This is a genomic window from Glycomyces artemisiae (genome assembly GCF_003002955.1).
Classification (GTDB): Bacteria; Actinomycetota; Actinomycetes; order Mycobacteriales; family Micromonosporaceae; genus Glycomyces; species Glycomyces artemisiae.
Genome location: NZ_PVTJ01000002.1, coordinates 337,697 through 363,607, shown reverse-complemented (window position 1 = coordinate 363,607; position 25,911 = coordinate 337,697). Strand labels below are relative to the sequence as shown.

The following is a 25,911-nucleotide window of genomic DNA, read 5'->3' as shown; positions in this document are numbered from 1 at the left end:
GCGGCGGCGGCCGCACCCAGGACCGCTCACGGGTCCCGCTCAGGCGCCGCCGCCGGAGCTCGCGGCGGCCGCCGACGCGGCGTCCTTGTGGCTGACGGCCTTGCGCACGGCCTCGCCGACCCACGAGTCGCCGCCCATGGCCTTGAGCTCCTTGCGGGAGGGCCGGGACGCGCGGTCGGGGAACGCGACCGCGTCGATGCGGATGGCGCTGACCAGGGACAGGAGGGCCTTGGTGCGGTCGTCGAAGGCGCGGCCGGTGCGGGCGGCGGCGCTCAGGCGGGCGCGGGCGTCGGCCTTCGGGTCGGGGATCTGCGGGAGGTACCGGTTGAGGGGGAACAGGCCGAGGGCCTTGCCGCGCTCGTGGCGCAGGGCGCCGCGGGCGACGAGCGCGTCGAGGACGGTCCGCTTGAGGCCCTTGGCGGTCCGTTCGACCGCGACGCGGGCGATGCGGGGCTTGTCGGCGCCGATCGCGGCGAGCCCGGCGTCCACGACCGCGTCGCCCGTGGGGGCGGGGTCGAGGACGCGGACCTTCCCGGACTCGACGCCGACGCGTCCGGCGAGCGCGAGCTCGTAGAGGACCGCGCCGGCGAGTCCGAGTTCGAGGTGGCCGCCGGACCGGTCGCGGCCGGTGGTGTCGTCGTGGGCGAGGAGCGCGAGCTCCTCGGGCAGTGAGGCCATGGCCCCAGACTAGGCGGGGGAGGCGCGGCGCGGGGTCCGCGCGCCCGGGGACCCCGGGGCCGTCAGGCGGCGCCGCCGGTGCGCAGGCGCTCCAGCCAGGCCGCGGCGTCGGCGAAGTCGGCGTCGCTGAGGCCCTCGGGGTGCGGGACGGGCCGGTCGGAGTGGTCGCGCGGGTAGGACCCGAGGTACCTGACGTCGGCGCAGATGCGGCGCAGCCCGGTGAGGGCCTCGCCCATGCGGGCGTCGGCGAGGTGGCCGGTGCAGTCGAGGAGGAACGCGTACCGGCCCAGGCCCTCGCCGGTGGGGCGCGACTCGATGCGGGTGAGGTTGATCCCGCGGATCGCCAGCTCGGTGAGGACGGCCAGGAGCGCGCCGACCCGGTCGTGGTCGATGTAGACGACGAGGGAGGTGATGTCGTTGCCGGTGGGCTCGGGCGGGGCGGCGGGCCGCACGACGTGCACGAAGCGGGTCTCGGCCCCGGAGCTGTCGCCGATGTCGAAGGCCTGCACGGGGAGTCCGGCGGCCTCGGCGGTGAAGGGCGCGCACACGCAGGCGTCGAACTCGCCGTCGGCGACGCGCTGGGCGGCCTGGGCGGTCGAGAGCGCCTGGTGGACGGCGGCGTTCGGCAGCTCGCGGCGCAGGTACCCGCGGGTCTGCGCGATGGCGTGCGGGTGGGAGGCGACGGTGGCGATCTCGGCGAGGGGCTTCGCGGAGGCGAGCACGAACGTGACGGGGAGGACGACCTCCCCGGCGATGACGAGCGGATCGCCGCCGACGAGCTCGTCGACGGTGAGGGTGACGGTGCCCTCCTGGGAGTTCTCGATCGGCACGAACCCGGCGCCGACGTCGCCGCGGCGGACCGCGTCGAGGATCTCGGGGATCGAGGGCATCGGCACGGTGGCCGCGCCCTTGGCGGCGGGCAGCCGGCGGAGCGCGGCTTCGGTGAAGGTCCCGCGCGGTCCCAGATAGGCGAACTCCATGGACCAACGCTAGCAAGGCGGTCGGCGCGGGGCCGCGAGCAGCGCCTCCGGCGCCGCGGCGGGCCGCCTTGAGACCGTGCCTTGAGACCGCGGTCTCAACGGCCACCCTCCTTCGGAGGGCCCTCCGTGGTCACGTATGCTTGTCGAGCCCAAGCGGAATTCCGCGGTGGTGAGCCGGAGAAAACGGAATGCGACACTCGTTGCCGCGTGCCAGGATCAACGTGCGCCCCCATCGTCTAGTGGCCTAGGACGCCGCCCTTTCAAGGCGGTAACACGGGTTCGAATCCCGTTGGGGGTACAGCCCAGACGCGGCGCCGGTCACACGGACGCGGATGGTATAAATGAAGAGGTCTTGCGACCTTGAGGACTCGGCAGAGTTCAGTCAAGGTCCCGTAGAGCAGCTAGGAGTGCTCGCCACCCTGTCAAGGTGGAGGTCGCGGGTTCAAATCCCGTCGGGACCGCAGCAGGGAAAGGCCCGCTGGTTCGCCAGCGGGCCTTTTCCGTGTGTTCACTTCGCTCAATAGGACGGCGGGTCCTCCGGGAGGTACTCGTCCGGGACCGGGTCGCCGGGGCGCGGGCGGTCGTCGCCCACGGCCGTGTCGGGCTCCTCGGCGGCCAGCTCCTCGGCGAGCGGGGCGCCGCGGCGCTCCTCGTCGGCGGTCATGCCCCACCGGTCGGCCTCGCTGTAGTCGCGGGCGTCGAGGATGTCCTCCTCGACGTCCTCGCCCTCCTCCTCGCCGTCGTCGATGTAGCCGTACGGGTCGCCGTCGTTGTCGTCGCTCACGGCGCCTCCTCTCCGCTCTGGTTTCGGCTCCGGCGCCCAGTGTTCCCCGACCGGGCCGTCCCCGCACGCGTTCGCCGCAGACCGGCGCGGACGCGCTGCCAGCGGGACTCCCCTGTGGTCACGGAACGTGATCCGGCGATCATGAGCGGATTTCAAAGCGCGTTCACCACGAGTTCATTTTCTTCGTTAACCTTGTGATGTATGACGAATAGTGACCCTGTTCCCCTCGTTGACGCCGGTTTGCCACCCGACCGGTTCCTCGATCGCGAGGAGAGCTGGCTGCGGTTCAACGGGCGCGTCCTGCGCCTGGCGCAGTCGCCCGAGCTGCCCCTGCTCGAACGGGTCCGGTTCCTCTCGATCTTCTCCAACAACCTCGACGAGTTCTTCATGGTCCGCGTCGCCGGGCTCATGCGGCGCCTCGCCACCGGTCTGCCCGTGCGCACCTCCACGGGCCGCTCCCCGCACGCGCTGCTGGGCCGGATCGCCGGGCTCGCGCACCAGCTGAGCATCGAGCACGCCGAGTACTTCCGCGACGAGATCGCGCCGCTCCTCGCCAAGGAGGACATCGCGATCGTCCGCTGGGCCGACCTGGAGGACGTCGAGCGCGCCCGCATGCAGGAGCTGTTCCGCACCCGCGTGTACCCGGTGCTCACGCCCCTCGTCGTCGACCCCGCGCACCCGTTCCCGTACATCTCCGGGCAGTCCCTCAACCTCGCCGTGCAGGTCCGCGACCCCCGCAACGGCACCACCCGGTTCGCGCGCGTGAAGGTCCCGCCGCTGCTGCCGCGGTTCATCGCCGTCGCCCCCGGCCGGTTCACGCCCCTTGAGGACGTCATCGCCGCGAACCTCGCGCAGCTGTTCCCCGGCATGGACGTGCTCGCCCACCACACGTTCCGCGTCACCCGCAACCAGGACCTGGAGATCGACGAGGACATCACCGAGAACCTCCTCCAGACCCTGGAGCGGGAGCTGCTGCGCCGCCGCTTCGGGCCCGTCGTGCGCCTCGAAGTCGAGGACACCATCGACCCGCGCGTCCTCGACCGCCTCACCGCGGAGCTCGGCGTCGACGACGAGGTCGTCTACCGCCTCCCCGGGCCGCTCGACCTCGCCGGGCTCGACGCCATCGCGAACATCGACCGCGCCGACCTGAAGTACCCGCGGTTCCGGCCCTCCGAGCAGGTCCTGCCGCCCGAGTCGGACCTGTTCGCCGTCATGCGCGACCGCGACGTGCTCGTCCACCACCCCTACGACTCGTTCACCGCCTCGGTGGAGCGGCTCATCGAGGAGGCCGCCGCGGACCCGAAGGTCCTCGCGATCAAGCAGACCCTGTACCGCACCTCCGGCAAGTCCCCCATCGTCGACGCGCTCATCAACGCCGCCGACGCCGGGAAGCAGGTCGTGGTCGTCGTGGAGATCAAGGCCCGCTTCGACGAGCAGGCGAACATCGACTGGGCGCAGAAGCTGGAGCAGGCCGGCTGCCACGTCATGTACGGGATAGTGGGCCTCAAGACGCACTGCAAGCTCTCGCTCGTGGTGCGGCAGGAGGCCGACGGGACGCTCCTGCGGTACACGCACGTGGGCACCGGCAACTACCACCCCACGACCGCGCGCCTCTACGAGGACTTCGGGCTCCTCACCACCGACCCCGAGGTCGGCGAGGACGTCAACGCCGTGTTCAACCACCTCACCGGCTACTCCCGGGACGTCGACTACCACCGGCTCCTCGCCGCCCCGCACTCCCTGCGCCCCGGCCTCATCGAGCGCATCGAGCGCGAGATCGACAACCACAAGGCGGGCCTGCCCGCGCGGCTGCGGTTCAAGTGCAACTCGCTCACCGACGAGGGCATCGTGGACGCCCTGTACCGCGCCTCCCAGGCGGGCGTCCAGGTCGACCTGCTCCTGCGCGGCATCTGCGTGCTCCGGCCCGGCGTGCCCGGCTTGTCCGAGAACATCCGCGTCCGCAGCGTGCTCGGCCGTTTCCTCGAACACTCCCGGGTGTACGTGTTCGAGAACGGCGGCGACCCGGAAGTATGGTTGGGCAGCGCGGACCTCATGCACCGCAACCTCGACCGCCGGGTCGAGGTCCTGGTGCGGGTCCTCGGCGACGCCCATCGCGCGCAGCTGACCTCGCTTCTGGACCGCGGCATGGACGACGGCACGCGGACCTGGCGGCTCGGCCCGCTCGGGCTGTGGTCCCGCCCGAGGGGCGGCGCGGACCTCCAGGAACAACTCATGCAGGAGCACCGTTGATGCAACCCGAGATCCTCGCCGCAGGCGCCGTGCTCTGGCGCCCGGGCGAGGACGGCCGCCCCGAGCTGGCCCTCATCCACCGTCCCAAGTACGGCGACTGGACGTTCCCGAAGGGCAAGCTCAAGCGCGGCGAGCACCTCCTCGCCGCCGCCCAGCGCGAGGTCTTCGAGGAGACCGGCATCCGCCCCGTCCTCGGCCGCCCGCTCGCGCCCTCCTTCTACGACAAGGAGGGGAAGCTCAAGCGCGTCGACTACTGGTGCGCGACACCGGCAGCCGACGGCGAGGCCGTCGACGAGGCCGTGGACCCGCGCGAAGTGGACGACCTGGAGTGGATCCCGCTCGACCGGGTCGCCGACCGGCTCACCTACGAGCGCGACCAGCCCGTGCTGGAGGACTTCTCGCGCGAGATCGCCCGCGAGACCGTCCCGATCGTGTTCGTGCGCCACGCGATCGCGATGTCGAAGGCCGACTGGTTCGACCAGGACGAGCTGCGGCCCTTGAACCAGCGGGGCCGCGAGCGCGCCCAGCAGCTCGAAGTGCTGCTCGCCGCGTTCCCCGCGGGCGCCGCGTACTCCTCGTCGAGCGCCCGCTGCCTGGAGACGCTCCTGCCGTACTGCGCCGCCGAGGGCGTCGCCGTGACCGGCCTGCCCGAGTTTACCATCGGGACCCTCAAGCCCGCCAAGGCCACCGCGCGCCTCGACGAGATCATCGAGTCGGGGAGGCCCGCGGTCGTGTGCGGGCACGGCGAGCACATCGACGAGATGATCGCCTACACCAGCGGCCGCCTCGGCACCACGGTGCCGGTGGGGCCCTTGGAGAAGGGCGAGTTCGTGGTCTTCCACACCGCGGGCGGGCGGATCGTCGCCACCGAGCACCACGACTAGAGCGCAGCATGAAGGGGGCGGGACCGTTCGGTCCCGCCCCCTTGCTTCTATGCGATTCGCTTAGCGGGCCAGGCGGATCGTGTCGATGTAAACGCCCCCGGAGCGGAAGACCAGGTACAGGTCCTGGGTGCCCTCAGCGCCGGTGAGGGGCGCGCTGACCTCGGCGAAGGACTGGAGGCCCGCGGTCTTCGGGACCTCGACCTCGGCGAGGAGCGGTCCGTCGGGGGCCGCGGCGCGGACCTCGATGACCGGGTCGGAAAGGTCGGCCCAGTCGGCGGTGGTCGTGGCGGTGCGCAGCTCGATCGCCTTGGCGCCGTCCAGGACGGCCTTGGTGAAGCCGACGTGGCTGCCCGCCCGGCGCGAGCCGGTCGAGTGGTAGCCGCCCTCGCGCGCGAGGGTGTTCAGCTTCGCGACCTCCCAGTAGGTGAGGCCCTCGGCGATCGTGGCCTTCTCCCAGACGTTCGCGGTCTGGGAGAGGTCGAGCGGCGCGATCGTCTCGCCCTGGATGCGGACCTCGGCCTCCGGGCCCTCGCTGTCGGCGCCGATACCGAACAGGTAGTCGCCGGTCTCCACGATCCGCTTGCCGCTCACCACGTCCCACACGAACAGGTGCTGCGGGTCGACCTCGATCTCGACGCGGCGGGTCTCGCCGGGGGCGATGTCGCGGGCGCGGGTGAACCCGGCGAGCCGCGTCCCGGGGACGCGGTCGCCGTACGCCGACTCGCCGATGCTCGCGAACAGGAGCACGACCTCGTCGGAGGTCCGGTCGCCGGTGTTGGTGACGTCGACCGCCGCGGTGAACCGCTCGGCGGCGTCCACCGTGGACGGCGCCTGGAGGTCGCCGTACCGGAACGCGGTGTAGCTCAGGCCGTGCCCGAACCCGTAGACCGGCTCGGCCTTCGAGTACTGGTAGGTGAGCCCGGCGCTGATGACGTCGTATTCGAGCATGTCGACGTCGCCGACGCGGAAGGCCTCGGCGCGCGGGCCCGCCTTCGGGAGCGAGGACGTGTCGGCGAGCCAGGTCGAGGTGAGCCGCCCGGCCGGCGAGTAGTCGCCGCTGATCGCGTCGGCCAGTGCGGCGCCGAGGGCCTGCCCGGCGTGGGAGGTGTAGAGGATCGCGGCCACGTTCGGGTCGGCGGCGATGTCGCCGATCGCCAAGGGGTAGGCCGAGACCACGACCACGACGGTGCGGCCGGGCTTGGCGGCGGCGACCTCGCGGACGAGGTCGGCCTGGCGCGGCGCGAGGTCGAGGCCGGGGCGGTCGAAGCATTCGCGGGCGTTGACCATCGGGTGGTTCCCGACGAGCACGACGGCCCAGTCCGCTTCGGCCGCGACGGCCGCGGCGGCTCCGGGTCCGCTCTCGACGATCGTCTCGGTGAGGACCGGCTCGGCCGGGCCCTTCACGAGCGGCAGCGTGCCGTCCGCGGCGAGGCGCAGGTGGAAGGGGCCGTCGGCCTCGGCGGGCACGTGGTTGACGCCGAAGAGCTCGACCGCTCCTCCGTCCGCACCGCCGTCGCGGCGGTAGTGGAGGTTCTGGTGGGTGAACCAGGCGTCGCCGTCCTCCATGACGTCGGTGACGGCTTCGAGGCGCGGCCCGCCGCCGCCGGAGGCGCCGGCCTGGTTCTCGAAGGTGGCCGGGCCGTCGCTGCGCTGCAACAGGTTCGCCTGGACGAACTTGCCGGTGGCGTTGTGGCGGAACATGTGCTGCTCGTGCGCCCAGTCCCAGACCTCGAACGTCTCGGTCGCGCCGAGGTCGTCGGACCGGGCGGCGACGGCGCCGTCCTCGGCCACGGTGACGTACTTGCCGCCCGCCTGCCAGGCGACGGTGTCGTTGCCGCTGTGGTGGGTCACGTTTCTGAAGCGCTCGCGCAGGGCCTGGAGGGGGCTCGGGCGGCGGTCGGCGGGGACGGTGGGGCTGTAGAAGTCGCGGAGGTTGAGGTCGGCGAGGGGGCCGACGACGGCGATGCTCGCGGCCTCGGGGAGGGGCAGCGCGTGCTGCTCGTTCTTGAGGAGCACGAGCTGCTCGCGGGCGGCGCGGTGCGCGAGCGCGATGTGCTCGGGCCTGTCCTGCGGGTGCGGGTCGGCCGGGACGAGGTTGTACTCGCAGGCGTCGCCGTCGAGCTTTCCGGTGCGGACGAGGAAGCGGAGCCAGTCGCGCACTGCGCGGTCCACATGGGACATGTCGACGCCGAGGACGCCGCGCTCGACGGCCTCGCCCGCGTTCGGCACGAACGGGAGCTCGGAGCCGTCGGCGAAGTGGCTGACCCCGGCGAGGAGCATGAGCGCGGAGGCGTAGACGCCGTTCTCGTCAGCGTCGATCGCGAGGCCCTGCTCGGCCGCGAGGGCGGTCGGGTAGGGCACGTCGCCGCGCGGGTCGACCTGCCAGGTGTCCCACGGCTCGGCCTTGGTGGTGTGCAGGTTGACGCCGTCCCAGCCGTCGGGGAGGAAGAAGAACTCGCCGTCCGCGGCCCATTCGCCGCGGAGGGTCTGCATGAGCGGCGAGATGATCGAGGGCACGCCGTTGACGTTGTTGTAGGCGGTCATCGCGCCCATGACCGCGCCCGCCTCGACCGGCATCCGGTAGGGCACGGCCTGGTACTCGTGGAGGGCGCGCACGCTCATGGACGACGAGCTCTGCGAGCGGTGCCATTCGTGGTTGTAGCCGAGGAAGTGCTTCATCTGCGTGAAGGTCTTGACGTACACGGGGTGGCGCCCGCGCAGGCCCCACGCGTAGGCGGTGGCCATGGCGCCGACGTGGAGCGGGTCCTCGCCGAAGCCCTCCTCGAAGCGGCCGGCGAGCGGGTTGGAGCGGATGTCGGCGACGGGGCCGAAGGAGGCGTACACGTCGGTGTCGCGGGCGCGCACCTCGTGGGCGACGGCTTCGCCGACGGCCTCCAGCAGCTCGGTGTCCCAGGTCGCGCCGAGGCCGATGGCCTGCGGGAAGAACGTGGCGTCGGGCTTCTTGCCGGAGCTGTGCAGCACCTCGTTGAAGGCGTTGCCGAAAGCCGGGAGGGTGCTGCCGTCGGCGAGGACGGTCTCGGGGATGCCGTTGAGGCAGGCGAGCTTCTGCTCGTCGCTCATGAGGGCGAGCAGGGCTTCGACGCGCTCGGCGACGGGCCTGGTCGGGTCGAGGTGGGCGGGAGCGCTCATGCGGGTCCGATCGGTCGGCGTCAGTACCCCACGACATTACGACGGACGACCGAACAAATTCAAGCGGGTTAGGAGTGACGAACGTGAACGGAGCGCCCGGGGCAAACCGGACACGGGGTGGCCCCCCGTTTTCAACGATGCCACCGGGTGCCGACAGGGCCCGGGGGCGAGGACCGGGCGGCCGCCCGCGCGGGCCGTTCCGTGTTCGTTCGGTTCGTTACGATTCCTGTCATGAGCCCCGGCCCCCAAGGAACCTCGCTCGGCGTCGACTTCGGCACCTCGCACACGATCGCGGTCGTGCGCCGCGCCGACGGGAGCGTGCGGCCGCTGCTGTTCGACGGCGCCCCGCTGATGCCCTCGGCGGTGTGCGCCGACGGCGACGGCGGGCTGCTCGTCGGCAAGGACGCGGTCCACGCGGGCCGCAGGCACCCCGAGCGGTTCGAGCCGAACCCGAAGCGGCTCATCGACCTGCCCTCGACCCTCCTCGGCGAGCGCGAGTTCGCCGTGGCCGACCTCATCGCCGCCGTCCTCGACGCGGTCGCCGACGAGTGCCGCCGCGTCGTCGGCCGCCCCGCGCAGACGACCCTGACGTTCCCCGCCGAGTGGGGCCCGGCCCGCCGCCGCGTCCTGGAGGACGCCGCCGCGCGCTCCGGGCTCGGCGCGGTCCGCATGGTGCCCGAGCCGGTCGCCGCGGCGACCTACTACGCGGAGACCCTGAAGCACCGGGCCGCGGTCGGCTCCTCGATCGTCGTCTACGACCTCGGCGCGGGCACGTTCGACGCGAGCGTGGTGCGCCGCACCGAGACCGGATTCGAGACCGTCGCCCTCGACGGCCGCGGCGACCTCGGGGGCCTCGACATCGACGCGGCCCTCATCGAGCACCTCGGGTCCGTCTACGGCGACCGCGACGGCTGGAAGCGCCTGGTCAACCCCACCACGATCGAGGAGCGCCGCTCCTTCCGGGAGTTCCAGGAGGAGGTGCGCGGCGCGAAGGAGCGCCTCTCGCGCCACCAGCAGTCGGACATCGCGATCCCCCTCCTCGACGTCGAGGCGCACCTGACGCGCACCGAGCTGGAACAGCTCGCCCGCCCGCACCTGGAGCAGACGATCCGCGTCACCCAGGCCGTCATCCGCGCCGCGGACCTGAACCTCGCCGACTCCGCGGGCGTCTTCCTCGTCGGCGGCGCGAGCCGCATGCCCCTGGTCGCGACCCTGCTCCACCGCGAACTCGGCGTCGCCCCCACGGTCCTCGACCAGCCGGAGGTCGTCGTCGCCGAGGGCTCGGTCCTGTGGTCGGGCCCCGACACCTCGACCCTGTCGCTCCAGCGCCCCTACACGCCGCCCGCGCAGCCCGCCCCGTCGCCGCTGACGCCCCAGACCGCCGTCTCCCTCGCCCCGCACACCCCCCACGCCCCGCGCACCTCCTACCGCCAGGACAGCCCCCCGCGGACGGCCCCCCTCCCGCAGTCCCCGCCCGCGCCCTCGGCGCAGGCGCTCCCGCCGCGCACCGCCCAGCCCGTGACGCCCCCGATGTCGGTGTCCGGCAGCGACCCCGAGCCGCCCGAGACCGACGCGGACCGGCTGCGCCGCAAGAAGGTCGGCCGCCGCCTCCTCGCCGGGTTCATCGCCGTCGACCTGCTCATCATCGCCGGGCTCGCCTGGTACTTCAACCGCGACGAAGGCGAGGACGTCGACCCCTTCGACTCCGGCGTCATCGCCACCGCGTTCGAGCCGAACTGGACGACCGCCGAGGCCGGCACGCTCCTCTCCGAGATCACCGGCGCCCACACCGACCGGGTCCAGTCCCTCGCCGCCGCCGAGAACGAGGGCGGCACGACGCTGTTCTCCGCGGGCGACGACGGCGTGATCCGCCAGTGGGACATGGCCTCCGGCGAGATGGTCGACCAGTTCGACATCGGCACCGGCGTCCAGGCCCTGTGGCCCGTGCCCGCCTCGAACGGCGACGAACTCGTGGTCGCGCTGGGCACCGGCACCGTCCCCTACGTGTGGTCGCCCGAGACCGGGGACTTCACCGAGACCCTCCTCCCGGAGATGGTCGCCGAGGGCGCCGACAACCTGTACAACCGCGTCGGGACCGTCGAGTTCTACGCCACGCTCGGCATGCTCAACGACGACGAGTACGAGCTGTTCGACCTCCAGAACCAGATCACGCGCTCGCGCTTCGACCTGCCCGACGGGTACGGCTACCCGCGGTTCTACTCCACGATCGACGGCGCCTCGATGAACATCGTCGCGGTCACCGGCGACCAGACCGTCGACGTCATCGACGGCCGCACCGGCGAGCCCATGGGGCTCAACATGTCCGACGACCAGATGGACGGCGTCGTCACCGAGGCGTTCGGCGTCGTCTACGACTTCCACACCCCGTACGCGATGCTCTACGGCGACGACGGCCTCCTCCACTTCTGGGACCTCGAAGGCCAGACGCCCGCGCTCTCGCCGCTCGCGTACGAGAGCCTCGACGACGAGTTCCACTACGAGATGGTGGACATGTCGCTCGACGGGGACGTCGAGCAGTCGCTGCTCTACATCAACGAGCACGACGAGGCCCGCGCCGTGGCGATCGGCACCGGCGAGACCGTCGACTTCGCCTCCGACGGCGGCGGCTCGCCCCTCAAACTCGTGGACGTCACCGTCGACGGCGTGCAGTACGCCGTCACCGGCGACGACCAAGGCAATATTCGATTCTGGAGTCTGGGACAGTGATCATCCTGGTCGTCGCGGCCGTCATCGTCGCCGCCATCACCGCGTACGCCATCTGGGCCGGGGGCAAGGAGCACCGGATCGAGACGACCGCGCACCTCGAAGCCCGCGCGAACGAGGTGTGGGCGGTCCTGACCGACTTCCCCGCCTACGGCGAGTGGAACCCGTTCATCAGGGAGATCTCCGGTCTCCTCGCCGAGGACGAGCGGCTCGAAGCGATCTTCATGCAGGGCAACGGGAAGTCGGCGACGTTCCGACCGCGCGTGCTGCGCGTCTCGCCCGCCCGGCAGATCCGCTGGCTCGGGAAACTCGGCCCCGGCGGCCTGTTCGACGGCGAGCACTACTTCGTGCTCGAACCGCAGCAGGACGGGACCACGGTCCTCACCCACGGCGAGCGGTTCACCGGCATCCTCGTGCCGCTCATGGCGAGGACCCTCGGCGACACCGAGCGCGCCCTCGCGTCGATGAACGAGGCGCTCGCCGCCCGCCTCCACGAGAAGCCCGAATAGCTGACGCGACTTCGCGCCGCGGCCCGTCGGGCCGCGGCGCGATTCGTTGTTCTCCTGCGGGGCCGCTCCTGGCCGGTGCGGTCCCCTTGCCGTGCAGGTCGTTCGGAACGGGGTCCTAGAGGACGCCCGCGCCGGCCAGCTCGGTCACGCCGGAGACCGCGTCGGAGGCCGTGTCCGCAACACCTTCGGAGGTGGTGTTGCCGACCAGGCCGCCGGTGAGGCCGCCGACGACCGGGGCGCCGCTGACGACGCCGCCGACCGTGTCGAGACCGGGGACGGGCAGGGCCTCTTCGTTGAGATCCACGTCCGCGGCCTCCATGTCGCCCTGGTCCAGGCCCTTGTGGCTGTCGTGGCCCTCGTGGCCGCCGGGGATCTCCGCGTCGGAGCCGCCGTCGCAGGAGGCGGTGGCGACGCCGAGGATCGCGATGGCGTTGCCGCACACGTTGACCGGCGCCTGGATCGGCGCGAAGATCTGGTTCCCGTTGCCGAGGCCCACGTTGTCCTGGGTGGTCAGGTGGCCCGCGCCGGAGTAGTCGGCGTCGGCGCCGCCCTCGCAGCCCGCGTCGGACACCCCGCCGATGGCGATCGCGTTGCCGCAGGCGTTGATCGGGGCCTGGATGGGCGCGAGCAGCTGGTTGCCCGAGAGCGCGCCCCAGTTGCGCTGGGTCGTGGTGTTGCCCGACTCGGTCACGTGCCCCGACTCGGCGACGGTGGCGCTGGAGCCGCCGTCGGACCCGGCGCCCGAGTGCCCGCCGACCGCGGCGGCGATGCCGCTGACGTCGACCGGGACCTGGACGGGGGCGAACGCCTGGTTGCCGTTCGCCAGACCGGTGTTGTTCTGGGTGGTCAGGTGGCCGGCGCCGCCGAAGTCGGCGTCCGCGCCGCCCTCGCAGCCGGCGTCGGCGGTGCCGAGGACGGCCGCGGCGACGCCGCAGATGTTGACGGGCACCTGGATCGGGGCCACGACCTGGTTGCCGGAGACGGCCCCGACGTTGCCTTGCGTGGTCGTGTCAGGCCCGGTGGCGTGCGCGGTGCCGGCGCCGGCGACGAGGACCGCCCCGACGGCGACGAGTCCGGTCTGCGCGGTCTTGCGAGCCCATGAGTTAGTCACGAAGTCTCACCTTTCAGGGAAATGGTTGTTGCTGTTCCATCACGTCCCCCGTGAAGCTCCGTGGCTCCGATGGCTTGTGCGCGTTCGGAGGCGGGCTGGGTCCCACCTCGTCACAGGGTGCTATCGAAACCGGGAGAGTTGTGGTGCGCGGGCGGCGGGCCGTCCGGTGCGGCGGTTCGCGGGCAGGCTCGCGCGGCCTCGGCGGTGCACCGCCTCAGCGCGTTCGCTCGTCCTGCGGACCGCCGCGGGCCGGACGGGCCCGTCGTCCGTGTCGGGCCGGGCGCGGCGGGCGCCTGGCCGTCGTATGGGGCCGCCCTAGAAGGGCAGCGGGACCGGGAGGCCGCCGCCGAGGCCGCCGAGCAGGTCGTCGACCGGCAGGGCGTCGAGCGGGCCGCCCTGCGGCTCCTCGTCCTTCTGGTCCTGGCCGCCCTTGGCCGGGTTCTCGGCGGGCTTGTCGGTCTTCGCCTCGGCGTCGGGACCCGAGGGCACCAGCATGTTGAGGCCGGGGACCGCGGAGACCGCGTCGAGCCCGGGGACCTGCTGGGTCAGACCGCCGGCCATGCCGGTGACCTGGTCCGGAGCGACCGGGAGCCCCCCGAGGGCCTCCGGAGTCGCCGCGACGAGGTCGCCCGCGGACTCCTCGACGCCGTTGTCGGCGGCCTGAGCGGCCGTCCCCGCGAGCAGCAGAGCCCCCGTGGCGAGGCCCCCGACGAGGCCCGCCGTACGCACAGTGCGCATCTTCATCTGCTTGTTTTGCCTTTCTTCGTACCGTCCGGGTCCGGCGACTGGGGAAGCAGCACGGACGGACCGCGGAGCGGTGCAAGATCGCTGAATTGTCGGTTCACCAGCGGCTGATGGCGGCGGCGCCGGTTGCGGCGCCCGCTCATGCGACCCCCAGCCGCGACCGCACCGGCTGGATCGCCGGCGGATCGGGGACCGCGCTCGCTGTCCAAGGACCGGTGACACTCCGGTCCGGCCGCATCGCGTGCGGCCACCCTGACTAACTGGAGAGGCGGGGGCGCGGTTACGCCCAGACGCGAAGAAATTCGAAAATGATGCGACGTTGCGCACCCGAAATGTGAGGATGCCGCATATGCCCGAGTCGGGGGCGTTCGGGGGACGCGGAACGGCCCTTCACGCGAACGCGAAGGGCCGCAAAGAAAACGGAGTGATTCCGGCTACTGCACGCGGCGCAGGATCATCGTGTCCGAGTGCCCCGCACCGCCGTTCTGGTCCTCGCCGCCGCCGTTCCGCCTGTTGCGGATGATCTTCATAGTGCGCTGCACCACGAACCACAGGAACAGGACGCCGATGATGCCGACGACGATCTTGCTCAGCAGCCCCGAGTACTCGTTGAGGATCGGCTCGATCGCGGGGCCGAACGCGAAGCCCAGGCCGATCCAGATCCCGTTCCACACCACGGAGCCGACGAGGGTGTAGCCGGTGAACTTCCAGAACGGCATCTTCTCGATCCCCGCCGGGACGGAGATCGCGCTGCGCACCAGGGGAAGGCAGCGGCCCGCGAGCACCGCGACGCCGCCCCATCTGGCGAAGACCTTCTCCGAGCGCTCGAAGTCCTTGAGCTCCAGGAGGGGCAGCTTCTCGAACAGCCACCGCGTGCGCTCGCGCCCGAAGAAGTAGCCGACGTAGTAGAGGATGTACGCGCCGGCCATCGAGCCGAGCGCGGCGAAGAACATCGCGAGCCAGAAGTTCATGTGCCCCTGGTAGGACAGGAACCCCGCCACGGGCAGGATGAGCTCGGAGGGGATCGGGGGGAAGACGGACTCGATCGCGAGCGCGAGGCCCACGCCCACCTCACCGAATCTGGTGATCAGGTCGAGCACCCACCCGATGATGCCGTCGTATTCGTCGGCGTGGGTGACGTCTCCCGTGGAGGCGGCCGCCAGTGCCAGTGTTCCGCTGAGCATGTTGGTCACGCGGCCAGCGTAACCGGCTCGCGTTCGAGCCCGCCTCGGTCATCGGACCGACCCTCCGGGGCCGCGCGGCCGACCCTCGCGGCGCGCGGCGCGGGAGGCGTTCGGCCAGGTGTCGCGCGGCGTGCGGGGCCGGGCCATACTTAGTGGTAATTCCGCGCTTCTAACGGCTCGCACGGCCGAACAGCGCTCGGCTATCGCAGGTTGAGGGGGCTTCGATGAGTCGCACGGTCGGGCCGTACAACGATGTCGCGACCGCGCGCGTCGAAGGGGCCTACGAGCTGTGCGAGGGCAGCGACGAGGGCGGGCGCCCCGTCCAGATCCTCACCCTCGGCTCCACCTCCTCCAAGGACCCGGCCCGCCGCGGCCTCCTGTCCGACACCGTGGCCTGGGCGTACGCGACCGCCGGGCCCGAGGACGCCCCGATCCTCGTCGCCGACCTCGAAGCCGAGCAGCCGTACGTGGTGGTCCTGAAGGACCCGCGGCTGCGCGGCGCCGACCGGATCATGGACCGCCTCCTCGCGCTCGGGCCCGCCACCGGGCCGCTGCCCGTGGGGCCCGCGGCCGCGGCCCAGCGCGCCGCGCACCAGATGGCGGCCGCGCAGCGCTCCGCGGCCCCGGCCTCGCCGGTCGGGCCGCCGTCCCCGCCGCCGATCTCCCCGCCCGTGGTCATCATCGCGCCGCCGAAGAAGCGCTCGCAGCTCGTGCCGATCCTCGTGGGGATCGGCTCGGTCGTGGTGATCCTCGCGCTCGTCGTGGGCGTGTGGGTCCTCCTGTCGGGCGGCGACGACCCGGCCGGGTCGTCGGCCGAGCCCTCGGACACGACCGAGGCGGGCGCGACCACCGAGGCGCCGTCGGAGGCGGCCGAGGAGGGCGAGCCGGAGAACGAGGTGCCGCAGTGGGACGCCGACGCCCCGGAGGAGCGGGTCGGCGGGACGCTGTTCGCGGAGGGCGACGCGACCCGGACCGTGGCGTACGCGGGCTGGCCGTTCGCGTTCCGCGTGCCGGAGGCGTTCTCGTGCAGCGAGTCCGGGCAGACCGCGGTGTGCACCGCCGACGCCGGGGACTCGAAGATCACCGTCGGCTGGGAGCCGTGCGCGGGGCGCTGCTCGACCTCGGACCGGGACGCGATGCGCGGGGAGCTGCCGTACCAGCCGCTCCAGATCTTCCAGAACGGCGACATCGGGGTGTCCGAGCGGACGCAGGTGTCGGGCCGCTGGCGCGGGGCCTTGAGCGTGTTCACCGAGGCCGAGGACGGCGTGTTCCACGCGTGGTCGAGCGTCGACGTGGCGGACTTCCGGTCCGAGGAATGCTGGCAGGTCTTCAACGACGTGCTCAACCAGGCGATGGCGAAGGCCGTCTAGGTCCCCCGCAAGGGCCGGTCTAGCGCCGGTCCCAGGCGTCGAGGGCCGCGGTGATGATCTCCGTGGAGGACGGCGAGGGCTGCGGGATGCCGGGCGTGAGCCCGTGCTGCGCAAGGAGTTCGGAGTACTGGTCGCTGCCGTAGGACCGCAGGAGGTTCTGGGCGGCCTCGCGCTCGTCGTCGCCGATCCCGGCGGCCACGTACATGGGGTATTCGAACTGGGCGACCTGGGTCGCGCCCGTGGGGGCCTGGAGCTGCTCGGCGCCGCCCGCGTTGTGGGCGGCGACCTCGGGGGCGGACATGACGGCCGCGCCGTCGCCGCCTTCGGCGGTGTACTCGTCGACGCCGAAGATGACAATCCACATGAGGCTCGCGGCGTGCTGCCGCGGATCCTGAAGGGCCACTTCGGTCTCGTCGGGCAGGACCTGGTCGGTGCTCTCGCCTTCGGGGAGGGCGAGGCCGACCGCGCTGGCGGCGGTGGACTCCTGGAGGACCTCCCACTGCTCCGCGAGACCTGCATCGGGGAGGTTGCGCCACAGGCCGGTCTCGGGGATCCACACGTCGGCGCCGGTGTCGGCGACCGCGTTCCCCGCGACGGAGGTGACGGTGATGTCGGCGCACACGTCGGAGCCGCGCGAAGGGGCGCCGCCGCCCGCGGCGATGAAGTCGTCGAGGACCGCGGCGATCTCGGGCGCGGCCGCGACCTGGAGCTCCACCTCCGTCCCGCAGGACTGGACGTGGGCGATGGCGGCGTTGAGCGTGTAGGCGGTCACCGGCGCGAAGACGGCGAGCAGCGCCGCGCCTCCGAGGAGGCGGCGGCCCTCTTTCGAGAGGCGCCCTCGCTTGCGGTGCACACCTGCCATGTGACGAGTGTATGACCTGGGGCAAACGCCGTCGAGGTCACGTTTTTCAGTTATCCCAAGGGGACCGAGCGTTACCGCACGTCACCGGACGTCCTGGGCCGGGCCGAGAACGGCCCGGCCCCGGCGTCCGCTGGGGTCACCGGCGGCGCGGGCGCCGCTTCGGCGGCGTCAGCAGGTCGGCGACGATCCGCATCGTCTCGGGGACGAGGCGGAAGTAGGCCCACACCCCGCGCTTGTCGCGCTGGACGACCCCCGCCTCGGCGAGGATGCGCAGGTGGTGGGAGACGGTGGGCTGCGAGAGCCCGAGCGGTTCGGTCAGCTCGGCGACGCACGCCTCCTGCTCGGGAGCCGCTTGGATGAGGCTGATGAGCTGGAGGCGGTTCGGATCGGCGAGTGCTTTGAGGACACCCGCGATGCGCTCCGCGTCGGACTTGGAGAGCGTTTCGCCGCTGACCGGCGAGACTGGCGTCTCGGCCTCGACGGTGACTCGCACCATGATCGTGTTCCTTCCGGATTGGTTCCAGTCGGGACCGGATTCGGCCGCACTGCCATTAATCCAGTTCCAACCCTGAATATGCCTCCGCGGTGTGGCCGGGCGGTAACGACGACGCTTCCGGCTCGCAAAGGCTTTCGGTTCCGTTGGACCGCGAATCGGGCTGCACCAGGGCCCGGTCCGGATCCACCGCCGAGATTACGCCTGCACTGCCAGCGGGGCCACCGCCGACACTTGATCATTTCGCAGGCCGCAGGACCGGCTATTGAGTTGAAGCCGCACTACCAGGAGTTATATTGAAATCTCCCTATGTTTAAGCGGTTGCCGATTTCACGGTGAGAGCGGATTCACCCACGTCGATCGATCGACATCCCAACATATAGAACAGCTCTGATTCTTGATGTTAGCGCGCACCGGGCGGAAATGCGGCCCGCCTGCGTTTCCACTCGGTTACATCGACTTGAGAAAAACCACATTTTCGGACAAGACGAACGGCGGGGCCGCCCGGCCCCGCCCTGCTCGAAGCGATTCAGGCGCGCGGTGGCGCCGTCGAGTCGCGCTCGATGAGCTCGGCGTCGACCGACAGCTCCTCGGGGTAGTCCTCCTCGTCGACGAGCGCGGCCTCCAGGGCCCGCACACCCATGTCGTGGAGGGGCAGCGCCACGGTCGTCAGCGACGGCGTGAGGTCGCGCACGATCGGGATGTCGTCGAACCCGGCCACCGACACCTGCCCGGGGATGTCCACGCCGCCCTCGCGCAGGGCCGTGCACAGGCCCGTGGCCTGCACGTCGGAGGTCACGAACACCGCGGTGGGCAGCTGCGGGCCGTCGAGGAGCCGCCGCCCCGCCTGGTAGCCGCCGTCGCGGGTGAACTCGGCCGGGACGTGCACGACCTCGGCGTCCGCGGGCAGCGCCGACAGGAACCCCTCGCGCCGCTCGCGCACCACCTGGAGCTGCTCGGGCCCGGCGACGACCGCGAACCGGCGGTGGCCCAGCTCCGACAGGTGCCGCGCCAGGCCGGCCGCGCCCTCGCGGTTCGCGGGCCGCACGACCCGCCCCGGCAGGCCCGGCTGGCCCACCGACACCACGGTCGCGCCCAGTTCCAGCAGGTCCGACAGGTGCTCGGAGAGGCGCTGCTCAGCGGCCTTGTCGGTGGTCCGCGACCCGGCGACGATCACCGCGCGCGGGCGGTAGCCGCGCAGCGAGTCGAGGTGCTGCACCTCGGAGTCGGGGTCGATGCCGGTGTCGGCGATGAGGACGCGCACGTTCCGGCGGGCCGCCTCGGCGAGCACGCCGCCCGCGATTTGCCCGAAGTACGGGTCGGTGACGTCGTGGAGCAGCAGTGCCACCGTCTGCGAGGTGGCGCGGGCGAGCACCTGCGCGCCGACGTTGGGGGCGTAGCGCAACCGTCGCGCCGCCTCGCGGACCCGCTCGCTGAGCTGGTCGCTCACCCGGTGCGGGGAGCCGTTGAGCACGCGGGAGGCGGTGGCCACCGAGACGCCGGCGGCTCGGGCGACGTCGGCCAGACGGGCCGGTTGTTTGCGTTCCATCTCGCTGAGGCTACTCATCTGCGGAAAGCGCTGCTCAAGCGGTCCGGAGGCGCCGATCCCTCCACACTCGCCAGACCACGTACGCAACTGCGGCAACACCGAGGCCCGCGGCCGCGACCTTGAGCGGGCTGGGCCCGGACAGCTGCGGGCGCAGGGCCACGGGGCGCCGGAACGTCAGCTGCGGCCACCCCTCCTCCTGGGCGAGGCGCCGCAGCCCGCGGTCGGGGTTGACGGCGCGCGGGAAGCCGACGGCGCGGAGCATCGGCTCGTCGGTGATGGAGTCGGAGTACGCGAACGACGCGTCCAGGTCGATGCCGCGCTCGGCCGCGAACAGGCGCATGGCCTCGGCCTTCGCCGGGCCCGCGGCGTAGAAGTCGATCTCGCCGGTGTACCGGCCGTCGGGGCCGACGACCATGCGCGAGGCGATGACGTCGGTCGCGCCGAGCATCCGCCCGATCGGGGCGACCATCTCCTCGCCGGAGGCGCTGACGAGGACCACGGCGCGGCCCGCGGAGCGGTGCGCCTCGATGAGCGCGGCGGCCTCGGCATACACGGCGGGGGCGATGAGCTCGTCGAGCGTCTCCTCGACGATGGCCTTGACCTCCTCGGCGGGCCAGCCGCGGGAGAGCTCGGCGACGGAGTCGCGGGTGCGCGCCATCTGGACCTCGTCGGCGGAGCCGCCGAGGCGGAAGAGGAGGTGCGAGTAGGCGACCTTGAGGACGTCGCGGCGCGCGAGGAGCCCGCCCTGGTAGAGCGGGCGCGAGAACGCGAGGCTGCTCGCCTTCGCGATGATCGTCTTGTCGAGGTCGAAGAAGACCGCGCCGCCCTGCGACCGGGCCGGCGCCGGGGCCGCCTCCAGCGCGAGTGCCCGTGAGCCGTCGCGGTGCTCCGCTGCGTTCATGCCGCAAGTGTAAACAGCGCGGCAAACCCCTTTCGGCCACTTGTCGCACCGCGGAAGGGACGTGTCGGGGCAGGGACGAGGGCGCCCCGCCGCCGGGCACGGCGAGAGCCGCCGCGGCCCGCGGGGTGGGCCCCGGTTCGCAATGGTGCCCGAGGGGTCCGACATCGGCGCCGCTCCGATCGCGGCGCCCGGATTTCCGGGCACCCGAACGGCCCGATCAGGCCCTGGGGATGGGCCCCCGGTCGGCAATCGTGCCAGGCGGGTCCGACAATCCGCGCCGCCGGTGCTTCGAACAGCCGGTTGTCGGTCGCGGGCCGTAAGCTGGGCGCCATGTCGAAGAGCCAGCGGATCGCCTACGCCTGCGGGGCATGCGGGGCGCGCGTCCCGAAATGGGTCGGGCAGTGCCCCGAGTGCGGCGAGTGGGGGTCCATGGAGGAGTCCGCGGCGCCGCCGCGGCAGGCCTCCGGCCCGTCGGGGGGCGGGAGCGCGGTGCGGCGCCCGGCGATGCCCGCGCTGAAGATCGGCACCGTCTCCGCCGAGCAGGCCGCGAGCCTGCCGACCGGGGTCGGCGAGTTCGACCGCGTCATGGGCGGCGGGATCGTCCCCGGCGGCGTCACGCTCATCTCCGGGGAGCCGGGCGTCGGCAAGTCGACGCTGCTCCTCGAAGTAGCGCACCGCTTCGGCGAGGCCGGGTACGGGCGCGCGCTCGTCGCCACGGGCGAGGAGTCCGCGGCCCAGGTGCGCCGCCGCGCCGACCGCACCGGGTGCCTCTCCGAAGAGCTGTACCTGGCCGCCGAGACCGACCTCGGCGCGGTCCTCGGGCACATCGAGGACGTCAAGCCGGGGCTGCTCGTCCTCGACTCCGTGCAGACGGTCCTCGCGCCCGACACCGACGGCGTCCCCGGCGGCGTCACCCAGGTGAAGGCCGTCGCCACCGCGATCACGCAGGAGGCCAAGGCGCGCAACATGGCCGTGATCCTCGTCGGGCACGTGACGAAGGACGGCAACATCGCCGGGCCGCGCGCCCTGGAGCACCTGGTCGACACCGTCGTCCACTTCGAGGGCGACCGGCACTCGATGCTGCGGCTGCTGCGCGGCGTCAAGAACCGGTTCGGGCCCTCCGACGAGGTCGGCTGCTTCGAGATGACCGAGGACGGCATCGTCTCCCTCGCCGACCCCTCCGGGCTGTTCCTCGACGACGCGCCGAACGAGCCGACCCCCGGCACCTGCGTCACCGTCACGATGGAGGGCCGGCGTGCGGTGCCGGTGGAGGTGCAGGCGCTCGTGGGGAAGTCGGTGAAGGACGGCGCGATCCCGCGGCACACCGTGTCCGGGCTCGACCAGGCGCGGCTGAACATGATCCTCGCGGTGCTCACGCGCCGCGGCGGGATGCGGCTGCTCGACCGGGAGGTGTACGCGACGACGATCGGCGGCATCCGCGTCCGCGAGCCCGCCTCGGACCTCGCGCTGGCGCTGGCGCTGGTGAGCGCCGAGCAGGAGATCGCGGTGAGCGCCGACCTGGTCGCGATCGGCGAAGTGAGCCTCACGGGCCAGGTGCGCCGCACGGTGAACGCCGACCGGCGCGTCTCCGAGGCCGCCCGCCTCGGCTTCAAGACGGCGATCGTCCCGAAGGGCTCGGTCTCCGAGCGCCACCGCATCGAGGTCGTCGAGGTCGAGACCATCAACGACGCCAAGCAGGCGGCCGCCCGCACCTGGGCCCGCCGCGGCTAAGACGGGCCGGGGCGGAGGGGTTGGCTGGTGATGCCGTCGACCTGGTCGGCGAGGAGGGTGCGCTTCTCGGTGAGGGCGGCGATCTGCTGGTCGAGGCGGTCGAGGCCGTCGTCGAGGACCGCGCGGGAGTGGTCGCAGTGGCGCATGCCCTTCTCGCACAGGCACGGCATGAGCTCGCGGATCGCGCGCGTGGTCAGGCCCGCGTCGAGGAAGGCGCGGATCTGCTCGACCGCCGTGGGGGCGTCCTCGGCGTAGGACCGGTAGCCGTTCGAGTCGCGTTGCGGCACAAGGAGCTCCTGCTCCTCGTAGTAGCGCAGCAGCCGGGTGCTCACGCCGGTGCGGCGCGACAGCTCGCCGATCAGCATCGTGGCCTCCATCACGTTCATTGGACCTTCACACTGGTGTGAAGCCATAACGTCCGGGACATGACGAACATTTCCACTGCTCCGATCGCCCTGTCCACCACTGTCACCGGCTCCGGTCCCGGGATCGTCCTCGCCCACGGCGCGACCGGGGGCGTCGACCCGAACTTCGGTTCGCTCATCCCGCTCCTCGCCGAAGGCCACACGGTCACCGGCTCCGACTACCCGGCCGACGACACGCACCTCGAACTCGACGCCCTCGCCGACGCGCTCGTCGCCGACGCCGCCACCGAGCGGTTCACGCTCATCGGCTTCTCCCTCGGCACGGCCGTCGCCGTCCGCGCCGCCGTGCGCCACCCCGACCGCGTCGCCGGGCTCGTGCTCGCGGCCGGACTCGCCAAGGCCGACAACCGGACCCGGCTGGGGATCGACGTCTGGCAGACGTTCCTGGAGCGGGGCGACCGGGAGTCGTTCGCGCGGTTCGCGGTCCATGCGGCCTTCAGCCCCGGGTTCACCAACGCCCTCGCGCCGGAGGCCGTCGCCGAGGCCGTCGCGGGCATCGCCGGACGCGATGCGGGCGGCGCCGCCGCCCAGCTCGACCTGGTCCAGCGCGTCGACGTCACCGCCGACCTCGCCGCCGTCGCAGTGCCGACGCTGGTCGTCGCCGCGACCGGGGACCTCCTGGTGGACCCCGCCAACCACCGGCAGCTCGCCGCGGGCATCCCGGGCGCCGAGTACGCCGAGGTGGAGTCGGGCCATGTGATCATGGCCGAGCGGCCGGAGGAGTGGCACAGGCTCGTGCTCGACTTCCTCCAGCGCCACGGGCTGTAGCGCGCGAAGCCTAGAGGCCCAGCTTCGCGAGTTCCGTCCGCGACGCCACGCCGAGCTTCGGGTACGCCTTGTACAGGTGGTACCCGGCGGTGCGGGGGCTCAGGTACAGGTGCTCGCCGATCTCGCGGTTGCTCAGGCCCGCCGCAGCGAGGCGGACCACTTGCAGCTCTTGGGGAGTGAGCCGTGCGGCGAGGTCGGGCGCGGCCTCGACGGGGCCCGCGTCGCCCGCGGCGCGCAGTTCGCGGCGGACCCGCTCGGTCCACGGCTCGGCGCCGAGGCGCTCGAACACCGCTGCGGCCGAACGGAGCCGGGACTTGGCCTCGTTGACGCGGCGCGCGCGGCGCAGCCACTCGCCCAGGAGCAGGTCGGTGCGGGCGGCCTCGAACGGGAACGCGTTCCCGGCGAGCTCGGCGGCGCGGTGGAGGCCCGCGGCCTTCTCGTAGTGGGCGCCCGCGTCGGCTTCGGCGGCGAGCAGGCCCAGGCAGCGCTCCACGAGCGCGGCGGCATGGTCCTGGCCGCCCGCCGCGGCCCACTCGGCGAACCAGTCGAACGCCTTCTCGGTGCGGCCGGGCTCGCCCGCGCGCACGGCGGCCTCGACGGCGACGGGCACGTACCCGAGGGCGTCGCCGGGCGCGTGCGAGTCGAGGTGGGCGGCGAGGCGGTCGAGGGCCTCCTCGTTGCGGCCCAAGGAGAAGTCGAGGAGCGCGGTGGCGACGTCGATGGGGACGAGGTTGTTCCCGGGCGAGTCGCGCTCGGCGGCCTCCACAAGGGACCTTGTCAGGTCGGCGTCGCCGCGCAGGGCCGCGACGGGCGCGAGGACGTACGCGCGGGCCTTCACCGGCCCGATCCGCTGTCCCAGCTCCACGGAGAGCTCGACGGCGCGGGCGGCGAGCGCCTCGGCGTCCTGCCAGCGCCCGCGGTGGAACTCGGTGAGCGCGTTCAGGGTCAACAGGCGCGGGAGGGCCCCGGCGGCGCCGGATTCGCGGGCGACGCGGACGGCGCCCGCGGCGGTCTGCTCGGCGGCGGCGATGTCGCCGACGAGGGTCTGCCACCAGGCGATCATGGCGCGGTTCTCGGGGCTGACGGCGTCGCCGAAGCCGACGTGGATCGCGGTGAGCCGCCGCAGGGACTCGACGGCCTCGGTGACGGTGTACGCGCAGGACCGGTTGAACCCGGCGGTGGCGACGGCGAGGTCCTGGACCCACGCGGAGTGGTCGATGGCGAGGCGCTGGGCGTGCTCGGCGGCGACTTCGGCGCGGGAGAAGTCGCCTGCCTGCCAGGCGAGTTCGACGGCGCGGAACAGCGGGTACCCGGCGGCCTCGGGCTGCGCGGCCGTGTAGTGGTCGGCGGCCTCCATGTAGAGCCGGTAGGACTCGCGCACGTCGTTGTCCCAGGCGGCGACCATCGCGGCGGTGAGGGTGGCGCGGGCGAGGACGGCCCGGTCGTTCGTGGCCCTGGCGATCTGGAAGACGAGTTCGCGGGCTTTGGGGCCGTTGCCCGCGGCGGCGGCGGCTTCGGCGGCGCGCAGGAGGCGCCGTCCGCGTTCGGGCCCTTCGGGGGTGAAGGCGGCGGCGCGTTCGAACGTGGCGTACTCGACGCCGTGCCCGCCGCAGGTGGAGGCGCATTCGGCGGACGCTTCGAGGGCCGCGGCGATGGTCTCGTCGGGTCCGGTGGCGGCGGCGGCGAGGTGGAAGGGCCGCCGGTGGTCGTCGGGGTCCATGACGTCGGCCATGACCTGGTGCGCTTCGAGGCGCCGGTAGACGGGCGCGCCGCGGTAGGCGGCGGAGCGGATGAGCGGGTGCCCGAACGCGAACCGCCCGCCCTGGAACCGGACGAGGTCGTCGGCTTCGGCGGGGGCGAGGTCGGTGAGGCGCGCGCCGAGCTTCGCGGCGGCGTCGAGGACGAGCGCGGGGTCGGCGGTCTCGTCGGCGGCGATGAGCAGCAGGAGCGTGCGGGTGGCTTCGGGGAGCCGGTCGATGCGGTCGCCGAAGACCTGCGTGAGGCGGGTGGTGGTCGAGCGGGCGCCGGTCCAGTCGACGGCCGACCGGGTGTCGGGTTCGGCCGCGGGCAGTTCCAGGAGCGCGAGCGGGTTGCCTTCGGCGGTGCGCAGGACGCGGGCGCGCGCGTCGGCGGGCAGGCCCGCCAGGCGCGCGGAGACGAGGGCCCCGGCGGACGCGTCGTCCAAGGGCCCCAGGCGCATCTCGTCGAGGCCGGGCGTGGGGAAGTCGGGCGCGTAGCCGTCGCGGACGGCGAGGACCATCGCGACCGGTTCGGCGGCGAGGCGCTTGGCGATGAACAGGAGGACGGCCGCGGAGTCGGGGTCGAGCCAGTGCGCGTCGTCGACGACGCACAGCACGGGGCGGTCGGCCGCGGCGGCGGCGAGGAGGCTCAGTGCGGCGAGGCCGACGGTGAACCGCAGGTCGCCGGGGGGCGCGGCCTTGTCGGGGACCGCTTCGAGGCCGAGGGTCCGCGAGAGCACGCACGCGTGGTGCTCGGGGATCGATTCGAGGTGCCCGGTGAGCGGCAGCAGGAGCGCCTGGAGGCCCGCGAAGGACCAGGAGTGCTCGGATTCGACGCCGGTGCAGCGCAGCACGGTGAAGTCGGCGGCGGTCTCGGCGGCGGCGGCCGCGAGGCTGGACTTGCCGATCCCGGCCTCGCCGCGCACGACCAGCGCCGAGCCGTGTCCTTCGCGGGCCCGGGCGAGGCGGTCGGCGAGGGCGGCGGTCTCCGTGTCGCGTCCGTACAGCACGGTTCCAACGGTACCGCCGCCCGCCCGGTTCGCCCTTGGCGCGGCCACTGGGCGGGAATGTCCGG

The 25,911-nt window shown here is 72.7% G+C and carries 20 protein-coding genes and 2 tRNA genes; 9 read left to right on the top strand and 13 right to left on the bottom strand.

Annotated features, from left to right (window positions below; translation table 11 throughout):
• Nucleotides 1-39 precede the first annotated feature (39 nt).
• Complete coding sequence (locus B0I28_RS06195; protein ID WP_106362927.1) at nt 40-678, bottom strand: GOLPH3/VPS74 family protein; 639 nt, start codon at nt 676-678, stop codon at nt 40-42.
• A gap of 62 nt (nt 679-740) precedes the next feature.
• Nucleotides 741-1,658, bottom strand: coding sequence for a prephenate dehydratase (pheA, locus tag B0I28_RS06190; RefSeq protein ID WP_106362926.1), 918 nt, complete (start codon nt 1,656-1,658; stop codon nt 741-743).
• A gap of 225 nt (nt 1,659-1,883) precedes the next feature.
• On the opposite strand from pheA, the gene B0I28_RS06185 reads away from it, so the two are divergent.
• Nucleotides 1,884-1,956, top strand: a tRNA-Glu gene (locus tag B0I28_RS06185).
• Nucleotides 1,957-2,044: 88 nt separating this feature from the next.
• Nucleotides 2,045-2,119, top strand: a tRNA-Asp gene (locus tag B0I28_RS06180).
• A 56-nt stretch (nt 2,120-2,175) separates the two neighbouring features.
• On the opposite strand, the gene B0I28_RS06175 is transcribed toward B0I28_RS06180, so the two are convergent.
• On the bottom strand, nt 2,176-2,442 hold the full coding sequence (locus tag B0I28_RS06175; protein ID WP_106362925.1) for a hypothetical protein: 267 nt from the start codon (nt 2,440-2,442) through the stop codon (nt 2,176-2,178).
• Nucleotides 2,443-2,643: 201 nt separating this feature from the next.
• On the opposite strand from B0I28_RS06175, the gene B0I28_RS06170 reads away from it, so the two are divergent.
• Together B0I28_RS06170 and B0I28_RS06165 are read left to right on the top strand one after the other, a co-directional pair.
• Nucleotides 2,644-4,692, top strand: coding sequence for an RNA degradosome polyphosphate kinase (locus B0I28_RS06170; protein WP_106362924.1), 2,049 nt, complete (start codon nt 2,644-2,646; stop codon nt 4,690-4,692).
• A complete protein-coding gene (locus B0I28_RS06165; protein ID WP_106362923.1) occupies nt 4,692-5,576 on the top strand; it encodes an NUDIX hydrolase in 885 nt (294 codons plus the stop codon). Before B0I28_RS06170 ends, B0I28_RS06165 begins: the two co-directional genes overlap by 1 nt.
• 60 nt (nt 5,577-5,636) lie before the next feature.
• Here the strand turns inward: B0I28_RS06165 and B0I28_RS06160 are convergent, their stop codons facing one another.
• Nucleotides 5,637-8,726, bottom strand: coding sequence for a glycoside hydrolase family 3 C-terminal domain-containing protein (locus B0I28_RS06160; protein WP_106362922.1), 3,090 nt, complete (start codon nt 8,724-8,726; stop codon nt 5,637-5,639).
• Between the two features lie 231 nt (nt 8,727-8,957).
• On the opposite strand from B0I28_RS06160, the gene B0I28_RS27125 reads away from it, so the two are divergent.
• The gene (locus B0I28_RS27125) at nt 8,958-11,453 is read left to right on the top strand and encodes an Hsp70 family protein (RefSeq protein WP_181245657.1); all 2,496 of its coding nucleotides are present in this window, start codon (nt 8,958-8,960) and stop codon (nt 11,451-11,453) included.
• Entirely contained in the window at nt 11,450-11,959 is a 510-nt protein-coding gene (locus B0I28_RS06150; protein WP_219926596.1) for an SRPBCC domain-containing protein, read from the top strand. Before B0I28_RS27125 ends, B0I28_RS06150 begins: the two co-directional genes overlap by 4 nt.
• Before the next feature lie 115 nt (nt 11,960-12,074).
• Here the strand turns inward: B0I28_RS06150 and B0I28_RS06145 are convergent, their stop codons facing one another.
• From B0I28_RS06145 to B0I28_RS06135, 3 genes are all read right to left on the bottom strand, one after another.
• Nucleotides 12,075-13,070 (bottom strand): chaplin family protein, encoded by a 996-nt coding sequence (locus B0I28_RS06145; protein WP_106362921.1) that lies wholly within the window; start codon nt 13,068-13,070, stop codon nt 12,075-12,077.
• Between the two features lie 315 nt (nt 13,071-13,385).
• Nucleotides 13,386-13,808, bottom strand: a complete 423-nt coding sequence (locus tag B0I28_RS06140; RefSeq protein ID WP_146147982.1) for a hypothetical protein — start codon at nt 13,806-13,808, stop codon at nt 13,386-13,388.
• Nucleotides 13,809-14,248: 440 nt separating this feature from the next.
• The gene (locus tag B0I28_RS06135) at nt 14,249-14,998 is read right to left on the bottom strand and encodes a DedA family protein (RefSeq protein ID WP_181245710.1); all 750 of its coding nucleotides are present in this window, start codon (nt 14,996-14,998) and stop codon (nt 14,249-14,251) included.
• Nucleotides 14,999-15,222: 224 nt separating this feature from the next.
• On the opposite strand from B0I28_RS06135, the gene B0I28_RS06130 reads away from it, so the two are divergent.
• Nucleotides 15,223-16,368 (top strand): flagellar basal body-associated FliL family protein, encoded by a 1,146-nt coding sequence (locus B0I28_RS06130; protein WP_106362919.1) that lies wholly within the window; start codon nt 15,223-15,225, stop codon nt 16,366-16,368.
• A gap of 19 nt (nt 16,369-16,387) precedes the next feature.
• Here the strand turns inward: B0I28_RS06130 and B0I28_RS06125 are convergent, their stop codons facing one another.
• From B0I28_RS06125 to B0I28_RS06110, 4 genes are all read right to left on the bottom strand, one after another.
• Nucleotides 16,388-17,230, bottom strand: a complete 843-nt coding sequence (locus B0I28_RS06125; RefSeq protein WP_146147981.1) for a hypothetical protein — start codon at nt 17,228-17,230, stop codon at nt 16,388-16,390.
• Nucleotides 17,231-17,366: 136 nt separating this feature from the next.
• Complete coding sequence (locus B0I28_RS06120; RefSeq protein WP_091033022.1) at nt 17,367-17,726, bottom strand: ArsR/SmtB family transcription factor; 360 nt, start codon at nt 17,724-17,726, stop codon at nt 17,367-17,369.
• Nucleotides 17,727-18,252: 526 nt separating this feature from the next.
• Nucleotides 18,253-19,272: a LacI family DNA-binding transcriptional regulator gene (locus B0I28_RS06115; protein ID WP_106362917.1), complete on the bottom strand. Its 1,020-nt coding sequence runs from the start codon at nt 19,270-19,272 to the stop codon at nt 18,253-18,255.
• Nucleotides 19,273-19,306: 34 nt separating this feature from the next.
• A complete protein-coding gene (locus B0I28_RS06110; RefSeq protein ID WP_106362916.1) occupies nt 19,307-20,173 on the bottom strand; it encodes an HAD family hydrolase in 867 nt (288 codons plus the stop codon).
• Nucleotides 20,174-20,503: 330 nt separating this feature from the next.
• Between B0I28_RS06110 and radA the strand changes: the two genes are divergently transcribed.
• On the top strand, nt 20,504-21,904 hold the full coding sequence (radA, locus tag B0I28_RS06105; protein ID WP_106363415.1) for a DNA repair protein RadA: 1,401 nt from the start codon (nt 20,504-20,506) through the stop codon (nt 21,902-21,904).
• On the opposite strand, the gene B0I28_RS06100 is transcribed toward radA, so the two are convergent.
• Entirely contained in the window at nt 21,901-22,290 is a 390-nt protein-coding gene (locus tag B0I28_RS06100) for a MerR family transcriptional regulator (protein ID WP_219926594.1), read from the bottom strand. The two genes, radA and B0I28_RS06100, sit on opposite strands and share 4 nt — an antisense overlap.
• Nucleotides 22,291-22,329: 39 nt before the next feature.
• On the opposite strand from B0I28_RS06100, the gene B0I28_RS06095 reads away from it, so the two are divergent.
• On the top strand, nt 22,330-23,097 hold the full coding sequence (locus tag B0I28_RS06095) for an alpha/beta fold hydrolase (protein ID WP_106362915.1): 768 nt from the start codon (nt 22,330-22,332) through the stop codon (nt 23,095-23,097).
• 10 nt (nt 23,098-23,107) lie between these two features.
• Here B0I28_RS06095 and B0I28_RS06090 read toward each other — a convergent pair whose 3' ends face one another.
• Complete coding sequence (locus B0I28_RS06090; protein ID WP_181245656.1) at nt 23,108-25,846, bottom strand: ATP-binding protein; 2,739 nt, start codon at nt 25,844-25,846, stop codon at nt 23,108-23,110.
• Nucleotides 25,847-25,911: the final 65 nt, after the last annotated feature.